A 15,178-nucleotide genomic window follows, 5' to 3' on the forward strand; every position below is an offset into this window, starting at 1 on the left:
TCCTTACAAGAAATATTGGATCGACGGTCGTCCCGGCTCACTGAAAGACGCTGATCCGTCCCATGAATCCACCGCCTGAGGACATACATTCAGCAACATATTTGGCGACTGGGTGAGTGCGCAAGAAGTTGCGCACTGAACTGTGGATAACCCTGTGCATACCTTTATGCAGGGCTTTTAATTCAAGACTTACAGACGATTGCGCAAAAAGTTGCGCAGTAGTGCGCAACTTCTTGCGCACTTTATCCCTGTTTTTTAAAGAAAATCGGGCATGGGTAGCGCTGAAATTTCCTAACCACTTGATACATAAGAGCCTTACCAAAACTGGCATGTCTTTTGATGGGAAAAGGCACCCCGACAGGCCTTTTTGCCCTTTCGGGAGGAGGAGATTCACTCACAGTTTTCAGGCATGGATAGCCAGAAAAGCGATCCGTGCTCGTTGCAGCCCAGCACGAGGAACAAGGGATGTTCTCATCGGCCAACCAGCCCCATTTCACGCTGACCCTCGAAGGTGCAGACTTTCAGGTTCTGGCCTTTGAAGGCCGTGAAGCGCTCAACACACCCTTCGCATTTGAACTGGAACTGGTCAGCGAAAAAGCCTCGCTGGACCTCGAAGGGCTGCTGCACAAACTCGCCTTCCTGCAACTGTCGCCTTCGGGCACCGGCATTCACGGCCTGGTGTACAGCATCGCCCAAGGCGAGGCCGGCAAGCGCCTGACTCGCTACCGGATCAGCCTGCGCCCGAAGCTGGCTTACCTGGAGCACCGCATCAATCAGCGCATCTTCCAGCAAATGACGGTGCCACAGATCATCACCCAGGTACTGGAAGAGCACGGCATTCTGGCCAGCGATCACCAGTTTCATCTGAGTACGGAATACCCCGAGCGGGTGTACTGCGTGCAATACGACGAGTCCGACCTGCAATTCATCCAGCGCTTGTGTGAGGAAGAGGGGATTCACTACCACTTCCAGCACAGCAGCAGTGCCCACACACTGGTGTTCGGCGACGACCAGACGGTGTTCCCCAAGCTGGCCCCGGTGGCCTACCAGCAGGACAGCGGCCTGGTGGCCGATACCCCGGTCATCAAGCGCTTCGAGCTGCGCCTGACGACCCGCACCAGTCGCACCACCCGGCGTGACTACGACTTCACCAAGCCGCGTATCGAGCTGGAAAGCGATGCCAAAAGCGAAGCCCAGCCAGATCTGGAGGATTACGACTACCCAGGCCGCTTCACCGATCGCCAGCGCGGCAAGCATCTGGCCAACCGGGCGCTGGAGCGCCATCGCAGCGATTACCGCATGGCCGAGGGCCGCAGCGACCAGCCGCTGCTGGTCAGCGGGCACTTCCTGTCGTTGACCGAACATACCAACGCGGCCTGGAACGATCTGTGGCTGCTCACCGAGATTGTCCACGAGGGCAAACAGCCGCAGGTCCTGGAAGAGTCGGTGACCAGCGACACCACCCACCTCAAGGACGATTTTCACCAGGGCTATCGCAACCGCTTCACGGCCACCCCATGGGACGTGCCATACCGCCCGCCACTGGATCACCCCAAGCCGCAGGTGCTGGGCACCCAGCGCGCGGTAGTCACAGGCCCGGAGGGCGAGGAAATCTTCTGCGACCAGTATGGTCGGGTGAAGGTGCAGTTCTTCTGGGACCGCGAAGGCGAGCACGACGACAAGACCAGTTGCTGGATGCGCGTGGCGTCAAACTGGGCCAGCCAGAACTTCGGCTCGATCAATCTGCCGCGCATCGGCATGGAAGTACTGATCACCTTTCTGGAAGGCGACCCCGACCAGCCGCTGCTCACCGGCTGCCTGTACCACGGCGTCAACCTGCCGCCCTACAAGCTGCCCGATTTCAAGACTCTGGCCACGGTCAAGAGCAAGGAATACAAGGGCAGCCGCGCCAACGAACTGCGTATCGACGACACCACCAGCGAGATCAGCATTGCACTGCGCAGCGACCATGGTGCCAGTGCGATCAACCTCGGCTACCTGACCCATCCACGCCCGTCTGGCGGCAAGCCACGCGGCGAAGGCTTCGAGCTGCGTACCGACCGCCATGGCGCGGTGCGGGCGGCGGCAGGGTTGCTGATCACAACCGAACCACGCCCCAACGAATCGAAACACCACAAGGATCTGCCCGAAACGGCCGAACGACTGGCCACCGCCAGCGAGCAGCAGGACGGCCTGGGCGCCCAGGCCCGCGAAGTGCAGGCTCAGGAAACTGGCGATCAGGACGATGTGGCCAAAGCGCTGCATGCTCAGCACCAAGGCATTCTGGGCAGCGGCCCGGCGAACATGAGCGCCAATGAGTTTCCGGAATTCACAGAACCGCATCTGGTGCTGGCAAGCCCGGCCGGCATCGCCTTGTCCACGCCGCGCTCCAGCCATATCGCCACTGGCGAACACCTGGCCCTGAGCAGCACCGGACACACCAGCCTGTCCATCGGCAAACGCCTGCTGGCCAGCGCCAGCCAGGGCATGCGGCTGTTCGTGCAGAACCTGGGCTGGCGACTGGTGGCCGTCTCCGGCGACATCGACGTCAAGGCCCTCAAGGACAGCATCAACCTGCTGGCCAAGCTCAATATCACCGCCAATGCCGACCGCATCACCATCACTGCCAAGACCGAGCTGGTGATTCAGGGCGGCGGCAGCGCCACCACCTACAACGCGGGCGGCATCACCCACGCCACACCCGGCCCCTACACCGCGCACGCGGCGAACTTTGCCTACACCGGGGCCAAGAGTCTGGCGGGCGTCTTCCCCGAACCACCAAAACCGGGCCAGGGCACGCTGGAGTTGTTCAACCAGTACGCGGGATTGCAGGGCATCAAAGGGGGAGACTTCGAGGTTATCGATGCGTTGGGCAAAAGCCTCAAGGGCAGCCTCGACGCCAAGGGCTTTGCCACGGTTTCGGGCGCAGCACCGGGGCCAGCGCAGGTGAAGTTCGGGCCGGACCCGGCGGACACCTGGAGTGACGGCAGCTACATCGGCAAACCTGAGTGGCCAGCCGAGCAGCCGGAAAGCGACAGCGCGCCGTCGTCCATTCAGGCGATGGTGGCCAGTGTGCTGCCGAGCGAAGGCAAGGCTGCCGAGCTGCTGGACAGCGGCAAGGCGCTGGCCAAGGGCGGAATGGACATGGCCAGCAGTGGAATGGCCGCCGTCCAGAAAGGCATGGGCGTGGTGCAATCCGCGCAAGGAGCCCTGCAGACCGCCCAGCAAGCCAAGAGCGCATTGCAGGCCGGCGCATCAGGCCTTCCGCAACTGGCCAACCTGGCTGGCACCGCTGTGCCGAGTGCAGCGTCGGTATTGGGTAACGCGAGCAAGTTGGCGCAATTGCCCACGCTACCGGCAATGCCCAAGCTGCCGAGCTTGCCGAGCCTCACGCCTCCCTCGATTCCCCTGAAAACCCCCGATCTTCTGGCGGGTGAGATGCTGTCATGACGACTGAAACTACAGCGGTAGCAAAACGTGAAGCGCAGGTGGCAGTCGCGCCGCTCAATACCCTCGACCTGCAAGACGTGGGACGCGGTGCGGCGGTCTTCGATGCCTGGTTGCAGGAAGTCAGCGGCGGCATCGTGACCCTGGAGCGGATCAAGAACACCGCCGGGGCCTTGCCGGTGGTGGGCAACATCATGGCGCTGGTCGATGCGCTGAGCGATATCGTCACTCTGACCAAGAGCCAGAAACGCGAAATGCTCGACTGGGTAAGCCTGGGCATCAACCTGATCGGCGTGTTGCCAGCGCCACCCACCATGGCTGCGGCGCGCATGAGCCTGCGCCCGACACTGTTTCTGGTGCGCCAGGAACTGCGTCACAGCGCCAAGCTGGTGATGGGCGATGCCCTGATCGAGATTCTGATCGGGCACCTGAACGCCACCATCGTCGGCACCATCGATGACTTCGTCAAACAGGCCGAACCCAAGCTGGCAGCGATCCTCAAGGACGCAGGCAAGCTGGGCGAAGACGTGATCGGCGAAATCGCCAAGGGCCTGGAAGCCGTGGCCAACGGCACCCTCGACGCCAAGGGCGACCTCAAGGCTGCCAACGCCCAGCTCAGCATGGCGGGCGATCAACTGCTCAATGACCCCAAGGCCGCCATCGGCAATATCTTTGGCGGGCTGTTCAGTGCCTACAAGGCGGCAGGCAAAGGTGTCGCCAACAGCGCGGCAAAAAACCTGCTGCCCGACGAAGCCAGGAAACGGGTACTGACCGAAACCGCTGGCCTCAAGGCCATGGGCCCGGAACTGAGCGCCCAGCTAAGCCGCCTGAGCGATCCCCGAGCCTTGCACTCCATTGGCTGGCTGCTGCAAATGCTGGCGACCTCGGTTGCTTCCTGGCGCAAGCGTCAGTTGCGTGGCCAGAGCGCCAGCGTCAAATCGGGCACCACCAGCCAGGCAACAAAGCAAGCGGGCGAAGGAGAAATGGGCGCGCAGGAAAAACAGGCACCCGCCACTGGCAATCCCCAATGCCAGAAAAACGGGGTCTGTGCCGTTACAGACAAAAGCATCAGCTTCGCCCTCGGTTCCGAAACCTTCAGCCACACCGACTTCAGCCTGCCCGGCCCCTTCCCGATTCACTGGGCGCGCCTCTATAACTCGCGTTTGTCGGCCTACGATCAGGGCATCATGGGCGCGCGCTGGATCAGCGAACTCACCACCCGTTTCGACCGGGTCGACGACGGGCTGATGTTCCACGACGCCGACGGCCGCAGCCATGCCTGCCCGCTGCCTGCGGTCGGCCTGTTCCATTACGACGCCATCGAAAACTTCACCCTGGTGCGCGCCAGCGAAGAGCAACTGGTGCTGTGTCGTGGCTTCGAGCGCAAGGAAACCTACCTGCGCCACGGCAGCCACTACCGACTCACCGGCGTCGAACTGCGCAACGGTGCCGGGGTGATGCTGCATTACGAGCATCGCCATGGCGACTCCAGCGTGCTGTCCGACATCCTGACCTATCAGGGTGGCGACATCAGCAAGGTACACCTGCACGTCGGCACGATGCTCGACGAACATGGCCGCCTGATCGGTCTGTGGGAAATCAAGGACGGCACGCCGCTGCGCCAACTGTGCCGCTACCAGTACGACGCTTATGGCGATCTGGTCCAGGCGCAGGATGAAAACGGTGCCGCCTGGCAGTATCACTACCAGTCGCACCTGATCATCCGCTACACCGACCGCACCGGACGCGGCATGAACCTGCAATGGGACGGCAACGGTGCCGACGCCCGAGCCGTGCGCGAATGGGCCGACGACGGCAGTTTCGACACTCGCCTGGAGTGGGACGAAAACATCCGCCTGACCTACGTCACCGATGCCCTGGGCCATGAAACCTGGCACTACTACGACATCAAGGGCTACACCTACCGCATCCGCCACGCCGACGGGCGCTCGGAATGGCTGTTCCGTGACGAGGCCAAGAACGTCGTGCGCCACGTGCATGCCGACGGCAGCACCGATCGCTATCGCTACGACGAGCGCAGCAACCTGCTGCAGCATATCCGCGCCGACGACACCGTGGTGCATTACGCCTACGACGATCAGGACCAGTTGATCAAGATCAGCGACGCCGAAGGCGGGCAGTGGCAGCGCGGCTACGATGATCACGGCAATCTGGTCGAAGCCATCGACCCGCTGGGCAACAAGACCGAATACGCCTACAACGACGCAGGTCTGCCCACGGCCATCAAGGACGCCCACGGCAATGAAAAGGTTCTGGCCTACAACGACGCCGGGCAACTCGTCGAATACACCGACTGCTCCGGCAAGAGCAGCGCCTGGGAATACAACGACCAGGGGCAGATGGTCAGCTTTACCGATGCCGCGGGCAACACCACCGAGTACCAGTACAAGACCGGGCACCTGGCGCTGATCATTCACCCGGACAAGACCGAAGAGCGTTTCGAGCGCGATGCCGAAGGCCGACTGCTGGCCCACGTCGATGCCCTGGAACGCTGCACCACCTGGAGTTACAGCGCAGCGGGCATGATTGCCGAACGCATCGATGCTGCCGAACAGACCCTGCGCTACCGCTGGGACCTGCTGGGTCGCCTGACCACCCTGGAAAACGAAAACGAGCGCCGCGCTCACTTCCACTACGACCCGGTAGGCCGTCTGCTGGACGAGTCCGGTTTCGATGGCCGGATCACCCGCTATCAGTACGACCCGGACACCGGCCGTCTGGCTCGCACCGTCAATGGCGAACGGGCCATCGACCTGAGCTTCGACCCCATGGGCCGCCTGATCGAACGCACGGCGCGCCTGGGCGAAAAGACCCAGACCGAAACCTTTGCCTACGATGGCAACGGCAACCTGATCCTCGCCGATAACCCCGACAGCCGCCTGCAATGGTTCCACGACCCGGCGGGCAACCTGCTGCGCGAGCATCAACACTATCTGGGGCTGGAAAAACCTCAGGTCGCGGTCTGGCAACATGAATACGACGTGCTCAACCAGCGCATCGCGACCACCCGCCCGGACGGGCATCGCGTCAGTTGGCTGACCTATGGCAGCGGTCACTTGCTGGGAATGCGTCTGGATGACCATGACCTGATCGGCTACGAACGCGACGACCTGCACCGCGAGATCGCCCGTCACCAAGGCAACCGCCTGCTGCAAACCCAGAGCTGGGACCCGGCCGGACGCTTGCAGGAGCAACTGCTGGGCCGCTCCGACGACAAATCCACCCTGCTCAAACGTGAATATAAATACGACGCCGCCGGCCAGTTGACCGACATCAACGACAGCCGCCGTGGCCCGCTGGCCTATCGTTACGACCCGGTAGGCCGTCTGCTCAGCGCCACCAGCCGGTTGGGCGTGGAAACCTTTGCCTTCGACCCGGCAGGTAACCTGCTGGACGACACCGTCAACGAAATCCGCCGCCCGCTGGACCAGGACCCCAAACGCAGCCAGTTGCTGGATAACCTGCTGCGCGAATACGCCGGTACTCATTACGAATACGACGAGCGCGGCAATCAGGTACTGCGCTGGCACAACGGTGCCTACAGCCGCCTGACCTGGGACCTGTTCGACCGGCTGGTGCATTTCGACGATGCGCGCCTGGCAGTGGACTACGCCTACGACGCCCTGGGGCGCCGTCTGTACAAGCACTCGACCGCCCACACCCAACACCGCCCCGAAGCGGGCTCGCAATGGAACCGCAACGAACACGCCCGCAAACAACGCGAACTGGGCTGCGGCTTCACCCTCTACGGCTGGGACGGCGACACCCTCGCCTGGGAAAGCAGCCCGGCACAACACGAAAGCGGCACCGGCCGCACCGTGCACTACCTGTACGAACCCGGCAGCTTCGTGCCCGTGGCTCAAGCCCTGCGCCAGCGCCCGATCCAGTTGCTCGACCTGCCGGACTACAGCGGCCCGTACAACTTCGACGAAGACCCGCTCTGGCATCACACCGCGAAAGTCCAACCCTTCGACGCACTGGCCTGGTACCAGTGCGACCACCTGGGCACACCACAGGAACTGACCGACCAGGACGGCAATATCGCCTGGAGCGCGCAGTACAAGGCATGGGGTGAAATCAAGGTCCAGCGCTCAGGCACCGCCCAACAACTGGGCCTGACCAACCCGATTCGCTTCCAGGGTCAGTACCACGATCATGAGACGGGTCTGCATTACAACCGATACCGGTACTATGATCCGGGGGTAGGGCGGTTTGTTAGTAAGGATCCGATCAGTTATGCGGGTGGGTTGAACCTGTATGCGTATGCGCCGAATCCTACTGGGTGGACAGATCCTTTTGGGCTTACAAGCACAATCGATGGTAAAGGGAAATCAGTGCCGCTTAGCGACCTTGGTATACCTGCTGGTGCGCAGTTTGATCCTAAAGCCGGAATCACCACTCCTTATAAGCGTGGAGCTGAATGTGGTCCTACAAAAGAGCAAACCTTAGAGGTACAAGGTTTAGCTTGTGCTCGATGCGGAACGAAAGCACCTAAAATGGTGGCAGATCACAAAGATGCTCTTGTAGTAGAGTACTATCGAACGGGCAGTAATGATGTTGCAAATCAAACGTCATTAAGTGCGATTCAGCCGCACTGCCCAACATGCTCTCGTCAACAAGGTGGACATGCCTCGGCATTTTCAAAATGCATGAAGGGTAAATTAGGAATCTAAATAATGAAAACTGATAAATTCGAAAAGCCAGATGTGCTGCAGGAACAAACTTGTAATAAGTATGGTTTACCTATGCATCCTCCCGAGGAGATGGTGGCGATTGCACTGGACACACTTCACAAGACACCTATTTATGGAACTAGAGTTAAATTACCAGAGGGGGGAACTATAAGCTGGTTTATACATTGCGGTGAGTATTCTGCGGCTAGCGGTTTTTATCAGGCTCTTCATACCTCACATCTAAAAGAGGAACTGCCCGAGGTTGTAAAATATTTATTTTTACCCGAGGGAGCAAAATTTATAATTGACCGGGAGGGGTACGAGGATGTCTGGATGGCGGACGCCTGATGGAGTATTTCATTTTACTTATTGAAATTTTCAGGACTGCTGAATGAAAGACATCATCCGCCTGGGCGACGCCACCACTCACGGCGGAGTAGTCCTTGAAGCCTTCTCGCAAACCAGCCTCAACGGCAAACCCATCGCCGGTGTGGGCCATAAAGTCAGTTGCCCTCTGTGCAAAGGCGTTTTTCCCATTGCCGAGGGCAGCAGCACGTATGCGGTGGATGGGACACCCGTTGCTCTGGATGGTATGAAAACCGCTTGTGGTGCCAGCCTGATTGCCAGCGGGCCGAAAGGCGCGGTGATCGGTTAGGCGAGACTCCCACAGACCCGGTCTGACTCTGCGGGAGAAGTCCGTTTTTACAACTTCGCCTTCACCGCCGCCAATCCATCCTTGTCATCAATGGTCTTCACGCCATCGAGCCACTTGTCCAGAACAGCCGGGTTGGCCTTGATCCAGGCTTTGGCAGCTTCGGCGTTGCTGACTTTCTTGTTCGCCACCTCGGCCATGATGCTGTTTTCCATTTCCAGGGTGAAGCTCAGGTTGGTCAGCAGTTTGCCCACATTCGGGCAGGCTTCGGCGTAACCGTTACGGGTCAGGGTGTAGACCGAACCGGTTTCACCGAAGTATTTCTCGCCGCCCTTGAGGTAGTGCATGCCTTTGATCTGCACGTTCATGGGATGCGGTGTCCAGCCCAGGAAGACGACGAAGGCTTTCCTCTTCACGTTGCGATTCACTTCGGCCAGCATGGCCTGTTCGCTGGACTCCACCAGTTTCCAGCCGCCCAGCTCGAATTCGTTTTTCTTGATGATGTCCTGCAGCGACAGGTTGGCTGGCGCGCCGGAGCCGATGCCGTAGATTTTCTTGCTGAACTTGTCGGCAAATTTGTTCAGGTCGGCGAAGTCATGCACGCCTGCTTCCCACACATAATCGGGCACGGCCAGGGTGAATTCGGTGCCTTCCAGGTTTTTGGCCAGTTGGGTCACGTCGCCGGTGGCCACGAACTTGTCGTAGAAACCTTGTTGCGCCGGCATCCAGTTACCCAGGAACACATCCAGTTGACCGTCCTTGAGGCCGCCGAAGGCAATCGGCACCGCCAGCGTATCGACCTTGGCCTTGTAACCCAGGCCATCGAGCAGCAATCCGGTAATGGCGTTGGTGGCGGCAATGTCGCTCCAGCCGGGGTCGGCCATTTTTACCGTGCTGCAACTCTGATCAGCGGCATGCGCAGCCAGGCTGCTGAGCGTCATGACACCGACCGCAAGTGCTGTGGATAATTTTTTCATGCGTGTGACCCTTTTGGTTTTCTCGGTGATGGCAGGGTTCAAGGTTGCGGATAACGGGCCTTGCGCTCCAGATCGTCCAGATCAATATGGTTGCGCATGTACTGCTGACTGGCGTCGACCAGTGGCTGGTGATCCCAACTCTTCAGCTTGCCGATGGCCAGTGTGCTGGCGACAAAACGTCGCCGACGCTGGCTGGCGAGCACCTGATGGTGTATCGCCGGTATGTCCCATTTGGCGCGAGCTTCGGCCAGAAAATCAGTGAACAACTGTTGATGAACGGGCGACTGGCTCAGTTCTTCCTGTTCCTTTGGATCGTTGTCTACATCGAACAATAGGCACGGGTCCTGTTCCGAGTAGATGAATTTGTAGGCGCCCCGACGAATCATCATCAAGGGGCTGGTGGTGCCTTCAGCCATGTATTCGCCGAAAACCTCGTCATGCCCGCCTTCGCCTTGCAGATGCGGTAGCAACGAGCGGCCGTCAAGCGGCAGGCCGCTGTCCAGTTGGCCTTCAGCCAGATCAACGAAGGTCGGCAACAGGTCGGCGGTGGACACCGAAGCACTCACGCGACCCGCCTTGAAGTGGCCCGGCGCGTAGACCAGCAGCGGCACCCGCGCCGACATCTCGAACCAGTGCATTTTGTACCAGAGGCCACGCTCGCCCAGCATGTCGCCATGGTCGCCCGAGAACACGATGATCGTGTCTTCGGCCAGGCCCGTTTCTTCAAGTGTTTGCAGCAGTTTGCCGACGTTGTCGTCGATATAGCTGCAAGCGCCGAAGTAGGCACGGCGGGCATCGCGGATCTTGTCCACAGGCAGCGGCTTGTCCCACAGGTCATAAACCTTGAGCAAACGTTGCGAGTGCGGGTCCAGCGCATCCTGATCGGCGTGGGCCACAGGCAGAGGAATGTCTTCGTCGCGATAAAGATCCCAGAACGGTTTGGGGATGGTGTACGGGTCGTGAGGATGGGTCATGGAAACCGTCAGGCAAAACGGCGCGTCGCCGTCCTGGCGAACATGATCAAACAGGTACTGGCGGGCCTTGAATACCACTTCCTCGTCGAAATCCAGTTGGTTGGTGCGCACACACGGCCCGGCCTGAAGCACCGACGACATGTTGTGATACCAGCTTGGGCGAACATCCGGCTCGTCCCAGTTCACGGCCCAGCCATAATCGGCCGGGTAGATATCGCTGGTCAGCCGCTCTTCGTAACCGTGCAACTGGTCCGGGCCGCAGAAGTGCATCTTGCCCGAGAGCGCGGTCTTGTAGCCCAGGCCGCGCAGGTAGTGGGCATAAGTCGGGATGTCTGCGGGAAAATCCGCGGCGTTGTCATAGGCGCCGATCCGGCTCGGAAGCTGGCCACTGACCAGGGTAAAACGCGAGGGCGCACACAGCGGGCTGTTGCAGTAAGCGGAGTCGAACACCACGCCTTCTGCAGCCAGACGGCTCAGGTTTGGCACTTTGACGGGAGACGTTGCGTAGAACGGCAACATGGGCGCGGCCATTTGATCGGCCATGATGAACAGAATATTTTTGCGCTTCATGTAATCTCGGCATCCCATTGTCAGCAGTTATGCGAAAGTGTTGTATCGAGGATGAAGATCTCCGGTTTTACGGTAAAGCCCACACAAAACAATGCCTAGGATAAGCACAGCTTATGTTTGAAACCCTCGGTGACATGTCTCTGGATCTGCTGCGCGCCTTTGAAGCCGCAGCCCGCCTGCGCAGTTTCACGGCAGCGGCCATGGAGCTGGGCACGACCCAGCCTGCGATCAGCCAGCAGATAAAGCGCCTGGAAGAACAATTGGCGACCCGCCTGTTCGACCGTGTCTATCGCGGGATCGAGCTGACCGAGGCCGGAGAAATCCTGTTCGGCCATGTACAGAGCGGGTTGCAGTCCATGGACAGCGGTCTGGTTGCCATTACCGAGCAGCATCAGAACGAGGTGTTGCAGGTCGCGACTGACTTTGCATTCGCCGCCTACTGGCTGATGCCTCGTCTGCATCGCTTTCACAAACACCACCCGGATGTGGACGTCAGCCTTGTGACCAGCGAGCGCAGCCACAGCATGCTCAGCGCCGATATCGATGTGGCGGTGCTGTTCGGAGACGGGCGTTTCAAACAGGGTGAAAGCCGCTGGTTGTTCAGCGAAGAGGTTTTTCCGGTGTGCAGCCCACAGTTGCTTGCCGGCCGGGCAACCCCCTTGCCCAACGAAGTCTTGCGCGAATTCGCGCTGCTGCATTTACGCGGCGAGGGCAGTAACAACTGGTTCGACTGGGCCGGCGTGTTTCGGGAATTCAATATTCCCCAGGCCCCGGCCCCCGGCCAGTTGCGTTTCGACAATTACACGCTATTGATCCAGGCCGCCATTGCCGGGCAGGGTATTGCCATTGGCTGGCGGCATCTGGTCGATGATCTGCTCGATCAGGGCCTGTTGTGCCGCCCTGTTGCAGCCACGGCGATTTCCGCCTGTGGCTATTACGTGGTCCTGCCGCAGCGCAAGCGACGACTTCAGGTCGTGCAGCAGTTTGTCGACTGGCTGGCCAGTGAACAGGCCCTCAGTGGCGACTCATTGACCGGTAAACCACTACCGTCGATTGCGGTTTGATCCTTATCTGTGGATAACTGGGAGCAATCTTGAGTTAGGGAGGACTTGGTAATGCAGGATGTTCAGGGCTATCACGCTCATATTTATTTCGATGCACAGACCATCGGGCAGGCGCGGGCCTTGTGCGAAGCCGCCACTGAAAAGTTTGACATACAGATGGGGAGGGTCCACGAGCGACTGGTGGGGCCGCATCCGGATTGGAGTTGCCAATTGGCGTTCGGGCACTCGCAGTTTGCCGATGTAGTGTTGTGGCTGGCGCGCAATCGAAAAGATCTGGTGGTGTTTTTGCACCCCTTGACGGGCGATGAGCTCAAGGATCACACCGAACATGCCATCTGGATGGGAGAAATTCGGCCTCTGGATATCTCCATATTCAGGGCCTGAGACGCAGGTTCATGAAGGCACAGAGCTGTGTATAACCTGCTCCGCTATAAGCAGTGAAGATGTTCCAGGTCATGGAATGGTGACTTCCACTTCAGGCAAATGGCTTCAGCAGTGGTTTGTCGGTAATGTTTGAATCCAATAGCGCTATCCCGTGGAGATGTCATCACATGGACATTCGCACTCTGAAAAATCTCATGCAAGTCGCGCAGTGCGGTTCTCTGACCGCAGCTTCCGAAATCTGCTGCCTCAGTGTCCAGGCACTGGCCGCGCAGTTGAACAAGGTCGAAGCGCAATTTGGCTTCAAGCTTTTCAAGCGCTCCAACAAAGGGCTGACCCTGACCAGTGCGGGCCAGGAGCTTGAGCCCTACATGGAACAGGTGCTGGAAGCTTCCCGGCAACTGGACAACAAGGTTGCAGCGCTCAGTGTCTCGTCCTCAAGGATCCTGCGGGTGGCGCTCAACAGTACACTGTCGAGCGAGGTCAATCGCTGCATCGTGGCGCGCATGATCGAAGCGTTCGACGACTGCCAACTGGAGTTCAGCTACGCCGAGTCGGTGGAAAACCTGAGCAAGCTGAATCACGAAAGCTTCGATATGGCGGTGCTGATCGGGCCGCAGTCGATACGCCCCAGCGTTCTTCTGCCCTTTGTACAGGTCCAGGTCGTGGGCGTGCATTGCGGGCCGAAAGATACGCCGCTGTCTTCGCTCAATGAAAAACTCCAGGTTCGCCCCAGCAGCAGTTGCCCGTACTCCGACAGTTTCCAGCGCTTCATTGCTGGCGGCACGCCCAAGAAAGGCAAACCGCCGAGCATTGTGTACTCGGGCAGCGAAACGCTGACGCTTTCCTTGATCAGGCAGTTCGACGGCATTGGCCTGGTGTCCAGAAGTGTCGCCGAGCACAGTGGCCTGACCATCGTGCCGGGCTTCGAGGATTCGCTGGAGGTGCATCTGGTCGTGAACAATTCAAGCCTGTCGTGCCAGGCCTTGAATTACGTGGTCCACACTGCATTACAGGACAGCACTGATAATAATGTAGGCCGCCACACCCAGCGCCACACTGAGAAACAGATTCCTGCTCAGGTATGCGCATAACAGCGTCGGCAAGGCGGCAAGAAACTCGGGGCGATCAAGTTGCAGTTGCTGATTCCTGATCAGCAGCGGGGTCACGGTAATAGCAGCCACGATCGCCACAGGCAGGTATTCCAGTGCCTTGGCGATAAAGTCCGGCCAGTGCTCGGTATTGACCTGCAACGGCAAGGTGCGCGGCAGCAGTGTGACGGCGACCATCGACGCCACAACCAGAATCAGGAACGCTTGTTCAGACATAGACCTGCCCCGCAACCCAGAAGTGTGGCGATAAATACATTGAAGGCGGAGTCGCCCAGCAGGCTGAGCCCGCCCATGGTCACGACAGCCACCAGTGCTGCAATCAGCTTCTTGCGGGTATCACACAGCGAAACCAGCACGTACAGCATCATGGCACTCAGTGCGTAATCGAGCTTGTAGCTCACCAGATGCGCCGCATATTGGGCGCACAAGGCACCGAGCAGACCACCGGCGACCCATGAGGTGTGGCAGTAGAGATTGAAACCGATCAGATAACGGGCCGTGACAGGCTGGTCTTTGCCGAGACGGATGCTGTGGAAGGCGAACGACTCATCGGTCAGCTCCGCGCCATAGCAAAAACGCTCCAGACGGCTCAGTTTCAGGGTACGCAAGGCCTTGGCCATATAGACCGACATCAGCATGTGCCGGGCATTGATCAGAAACGTCGTAAGGATGATCGTGGGCAGCGAAGCGCCTGCGCTCAGCAGCGCCAGAGCCGCGAACTGCGAGGCACCGGCATAGACGAACAGACACATCGCAACCGGCAACCAGAGCGGAAAGCCCGCGTTGATCGCCATGAGCCCGAACACGAAGGCAACGGCAAAGTAGCCGGCCACGACAGGGCTCGCTTCAGCAAAAGCACGGGATTTCTGATTCTGGACAGGCAAGGTTTGATCGATCGATAGCTTGCTCAAAGGTCTTTCTCGCAAGTAATTTCGCCCTTGGGCTCATGAAAGCCCAGGCTATTCCAGAAATTACGCCCCACCAGATTATCGCCATCGACGAACAGGAACATGCGCCGCACATTGAGGCGCTTCATGTCCGTGGTTGCAGCATCCACCAGACACTGCCCGACACCCTGGCCGCGATATTCAGGGCTGACCGCCAGATGATTGATGGTCCCGCGAGTTCCCAGAACACCGCCCAGCACCGCGCCAACGACATCGCCTTTGGCATCTTCGGCCAGATAAGCAATGGTAGTCTCGCGGGTCAGGATACGCTGCAAGCATTTGGTGTCCTGCCACTGGCAGAACGCGACCTCTTTGAAAGAGCGGAAAAAGCTCTCCAGCAGCGCAGCATCCTGATAGGTC

12 protein-coding genes are annotated in these 15,178 nt (G+C 59.4%); 7 read left to right on the plus strand and 5 right to left on the minus strand.

What is annotated here, in order from left to right:
• The first annotated feature begins 465 nt into the window (after positions 1-465).
• From JL015_RS18845 to JL015_RS18860, 4 genes are read left to right on the plus strand one after another with little or no spacing between them, the layout of a single operon-like run.
• Positions 466-3,450, plus strand: a complete 2,985-nt coding sequence (locus tag JL015_RS18845) for a type VI secretion system Vgr family protein (RefSeq protein WP_201019508.1) — start codon at positions 466-468, stop codon at positions 3,448-3,450.
• The gene (locus JL015_RS18850; protein ID WP_201019509.1) at positions 3,447-8,141 is read left to right on the plus strand and encodes an RHS repeat-associated core domain-containing protein; all 4,695 of its coding nucleotides are present in this window, start codon (positions 3,447-3,449) and stop codon (positions 8,139-8,141) included. The genes JL015_RS18845 and JL015_RS18850 overlap by 4 nt, the downstream gene beginning before the upstream one ends.
• A gap of 3 nt (positions 8,142-8,144) precedes the next feature.
• Positions 8,145-8,489, plus strand: a complete 345-nt coding sequence (locus tag JL015_RS18855; protein ID WP_371874285.1) for an immunity protein Imm33 domain-containing protein — start codon at positions 8,145-8,147, stop codon at positions 8,487-8,489.
• 43 nt (positions 8,490-8,532) lie between these two features.
• Positions 8,533-8,796: a PAAR domain-containing protein gene (locus tag JL015_RS18860; RefSeq protein ID WP_200994359.1), complete on the plus strand. Its 264-nt coding sequence runs from the start codon at positions 8,533-8,535 to the stop codon at positions 8,794-8,796.
• Between the two features lie 47 nt (positions 8,797-8,843).
• Here JL015_RS18860 and choX read toward each other — a convergent pair whose 3' ends face one another.
• Together choX and betC are read right to left on the minus strand one after the other, a co-directional pair.
• Positions 8,844-9,770: a choline ABC transporter substrate-binding protein gene (gene choX, locus JL015_RS18865; protein WP_201019510.1), complete on the minus strand. Its 927-nt coding sequence runs from the start codon at positions 9,768-9,770 to the stop codon at positions 8,844-8,846.
• 38 nt (positions 9,771-9,808) lie between these two features.
• Positions 9,809-11,314 carry a choline-sulfatase gene (gene betC / locus JL015_RS18870; RefSeq protein ID WP_201019511.1) on the minus strand — a complete coding sequence of 502 codons (1,506 nt, stop codon included), beginning with the start codon at positions 11,312-11,314 and terminating at the stop codon, positions 9,809-9,811.
• A 113-nt stretch (positions 11,315-11,427) separates the two neighbouring features.
• Here betC and JL015_RS18875 point away from each other — a divergent pair, with 113 nt between their 5' ends.
• The 3 genes from JL015_RS18875 to JL015_RS18885 all read left to right on the plus strand — a co-directional run bounded on the left by JL015_RS18875 (position 11,428) and on the right by JL015_RS18885 (position 13,853).
• A complete protein-coding gene (locus JL015_RS18875) occupies positions 11,428-12,378 on the plus strand; it encodes a choline sulfate utilization transcriptional regulator (protein ID WP_201019512.1) in 951 nt (316 codons plus the stop codon).
• 51 nt (positions 12,379-12,429) lie between these two features.
• Entirely contained in the window at positions 12,430-12,762 is a 333-nt protein-coding gene (locus tag JL015_RS18880) for a DOPA 4,5-dioxygenase family protein (RefSeq protein WP_201000950.1), read from the plus strand.
• A gap of 167 nt (positions 12,763-12,929) precedes the next feature.
• Positions 12,930-13,853: a LysR family transcriptional regulator gene (locus JL015_RS18885; protein WP_201000949.1), complete on the plus strand. Its 924-nt coding sequence runs from the start codon at positions 12,930-12,932 to the stop codon at positions 13,851-13,853.
• Here the strand turns inward: JL015_RS18885 and JL015_RS18890 are convergent.
• From JL015_RS18890 to JL015_RS18900, 3 genes are read right to left on the minus strand one after another with little or no spacing between them, the layout of a single operon-like run.
• Positions 13,770-14,087 carry an AzlD domain-containing protein gene (locus JL015_RS18890; protein WP_201019513.1) on the minus strand — a complete coding sequence of 106 codons (318 nt, stop codon included), beginning with the start codon at positions 14,085-14,087 and terminating at the stop codon, positions 13,770-13,772. The genes JL015_RS18885 and JL015_RS18890 overlap by 84 nt on opposite strands.
• Positions 14,066-14,782 (minus strand): AzlC family ABC transporter permease, encoded by a 717-nt coding sequence (locus JL015_RS18895; RefSeq protein ID WP_201019514.1) that lies wholly within the window; start codon positions 14,780-14,782, stop codon positions 14,066-14,068. The genes JL015_RS18890 and JL015_RS18895 overlap by 22 nt, the downstream gene beginning before the upstream one ends.
• Positions 14,779-15,156, minus strand: a complete 378-nt coding sequence (locus tag JL015_RS18900) for a GNAT family N-acetyltransferase (protein WP_201001381.1) — start codon at positions 15,154-15,156, stop codon at positions 14,779-14,781. Before JL015_RS18900 ends, JL015_RS18895 begins: the two co-directional genes overlap by 4 nt.
• Positions 15,157-15,178: the final 22 nt, after the last annotated feature.

The sequence above is a fragment of the Pseudomonas cichorii genome (genome assembly GCF_015471405.1).
GTDB lineage: Bacteria > Pseudomonadota > Gammaproteobacteria > Pseudomonadales > Pseudomonadaceae > Aquipseudomonas > Aquipseudomonas serbiensis.

Excerpts from the sequence above, each read along its gene's own strand:
- JL015_RS18845 (WP_201019508.1), top strand. The coding sequence starts at position 466 with ATGTTCTCATCGGCCAACCAGCCCCATTTCACGCTGACCCTCGAAGGT.
- JL015_RS18850 (WP_201019509.1), top strand. The coding sequence starts at position 3,447 with ATGACGACTGAAACTACAGCGGTAGCAAAACGTGAAGCGCAGGTGGCA.
- JL015_RS18855 (WP_371874285.1), top strand. The coding sequence starts at position 8,145 with ATGAAAACTGATAAATTCGAAAAGCCAGATGTGCTGCAGGAACAAACT.
- JL015_RS18860 (WP_200994359.1), top strand. The coding sequence starts at position 8,533 with ATGAAAGACATCATCCGCCTGGGCGACGCCACCACTCACGGCGGAGTA.
- choX (WP_201019510.1), bottom strand. The coding sequence starts at position 9,770 with ATGAAAAAATTATCCACAGCACTTGCGGTCGGTGTCATGACGCTCAGC.
- betC (WP_201019511.1), bottom strand. The coding sequence starts at position 11,314 with ATGAAGCGCAAAAATATTCTGTTCATCATGGCCGATCAAATGGCCGCG.
- JL015_RS18875 (WP_201019512.1), top strand. The coding sequence starts at position 11,428 with ATGTTTGAAACCCTCGGTGACATGTCTCTGGATCTGCTGCGCGCCTTT.
- JL015_RS18880 (WP_201000950.1), top strand. The coding sequence starts at position 12,430 with ATGCAGGATGTTCAGGGCTATCACGCTCATATTTATTTCGATGCACAG.
- JL015_RS18885 (WP_201000949.1), top strand. The coding sequence starts at position 12,930 with ATGGACATTCGCACTCTGAAAAATCTCATGCAAGTCGCGCAGTGCGGT.
- JL015_RS18890 (WP_201019513.1), bottom strand. The coding sequence starts at position 14,087 with ATGTCTGAACAAGCGTTCCTGATTCTGGTTGTGGCGTCGATGGTCGCC.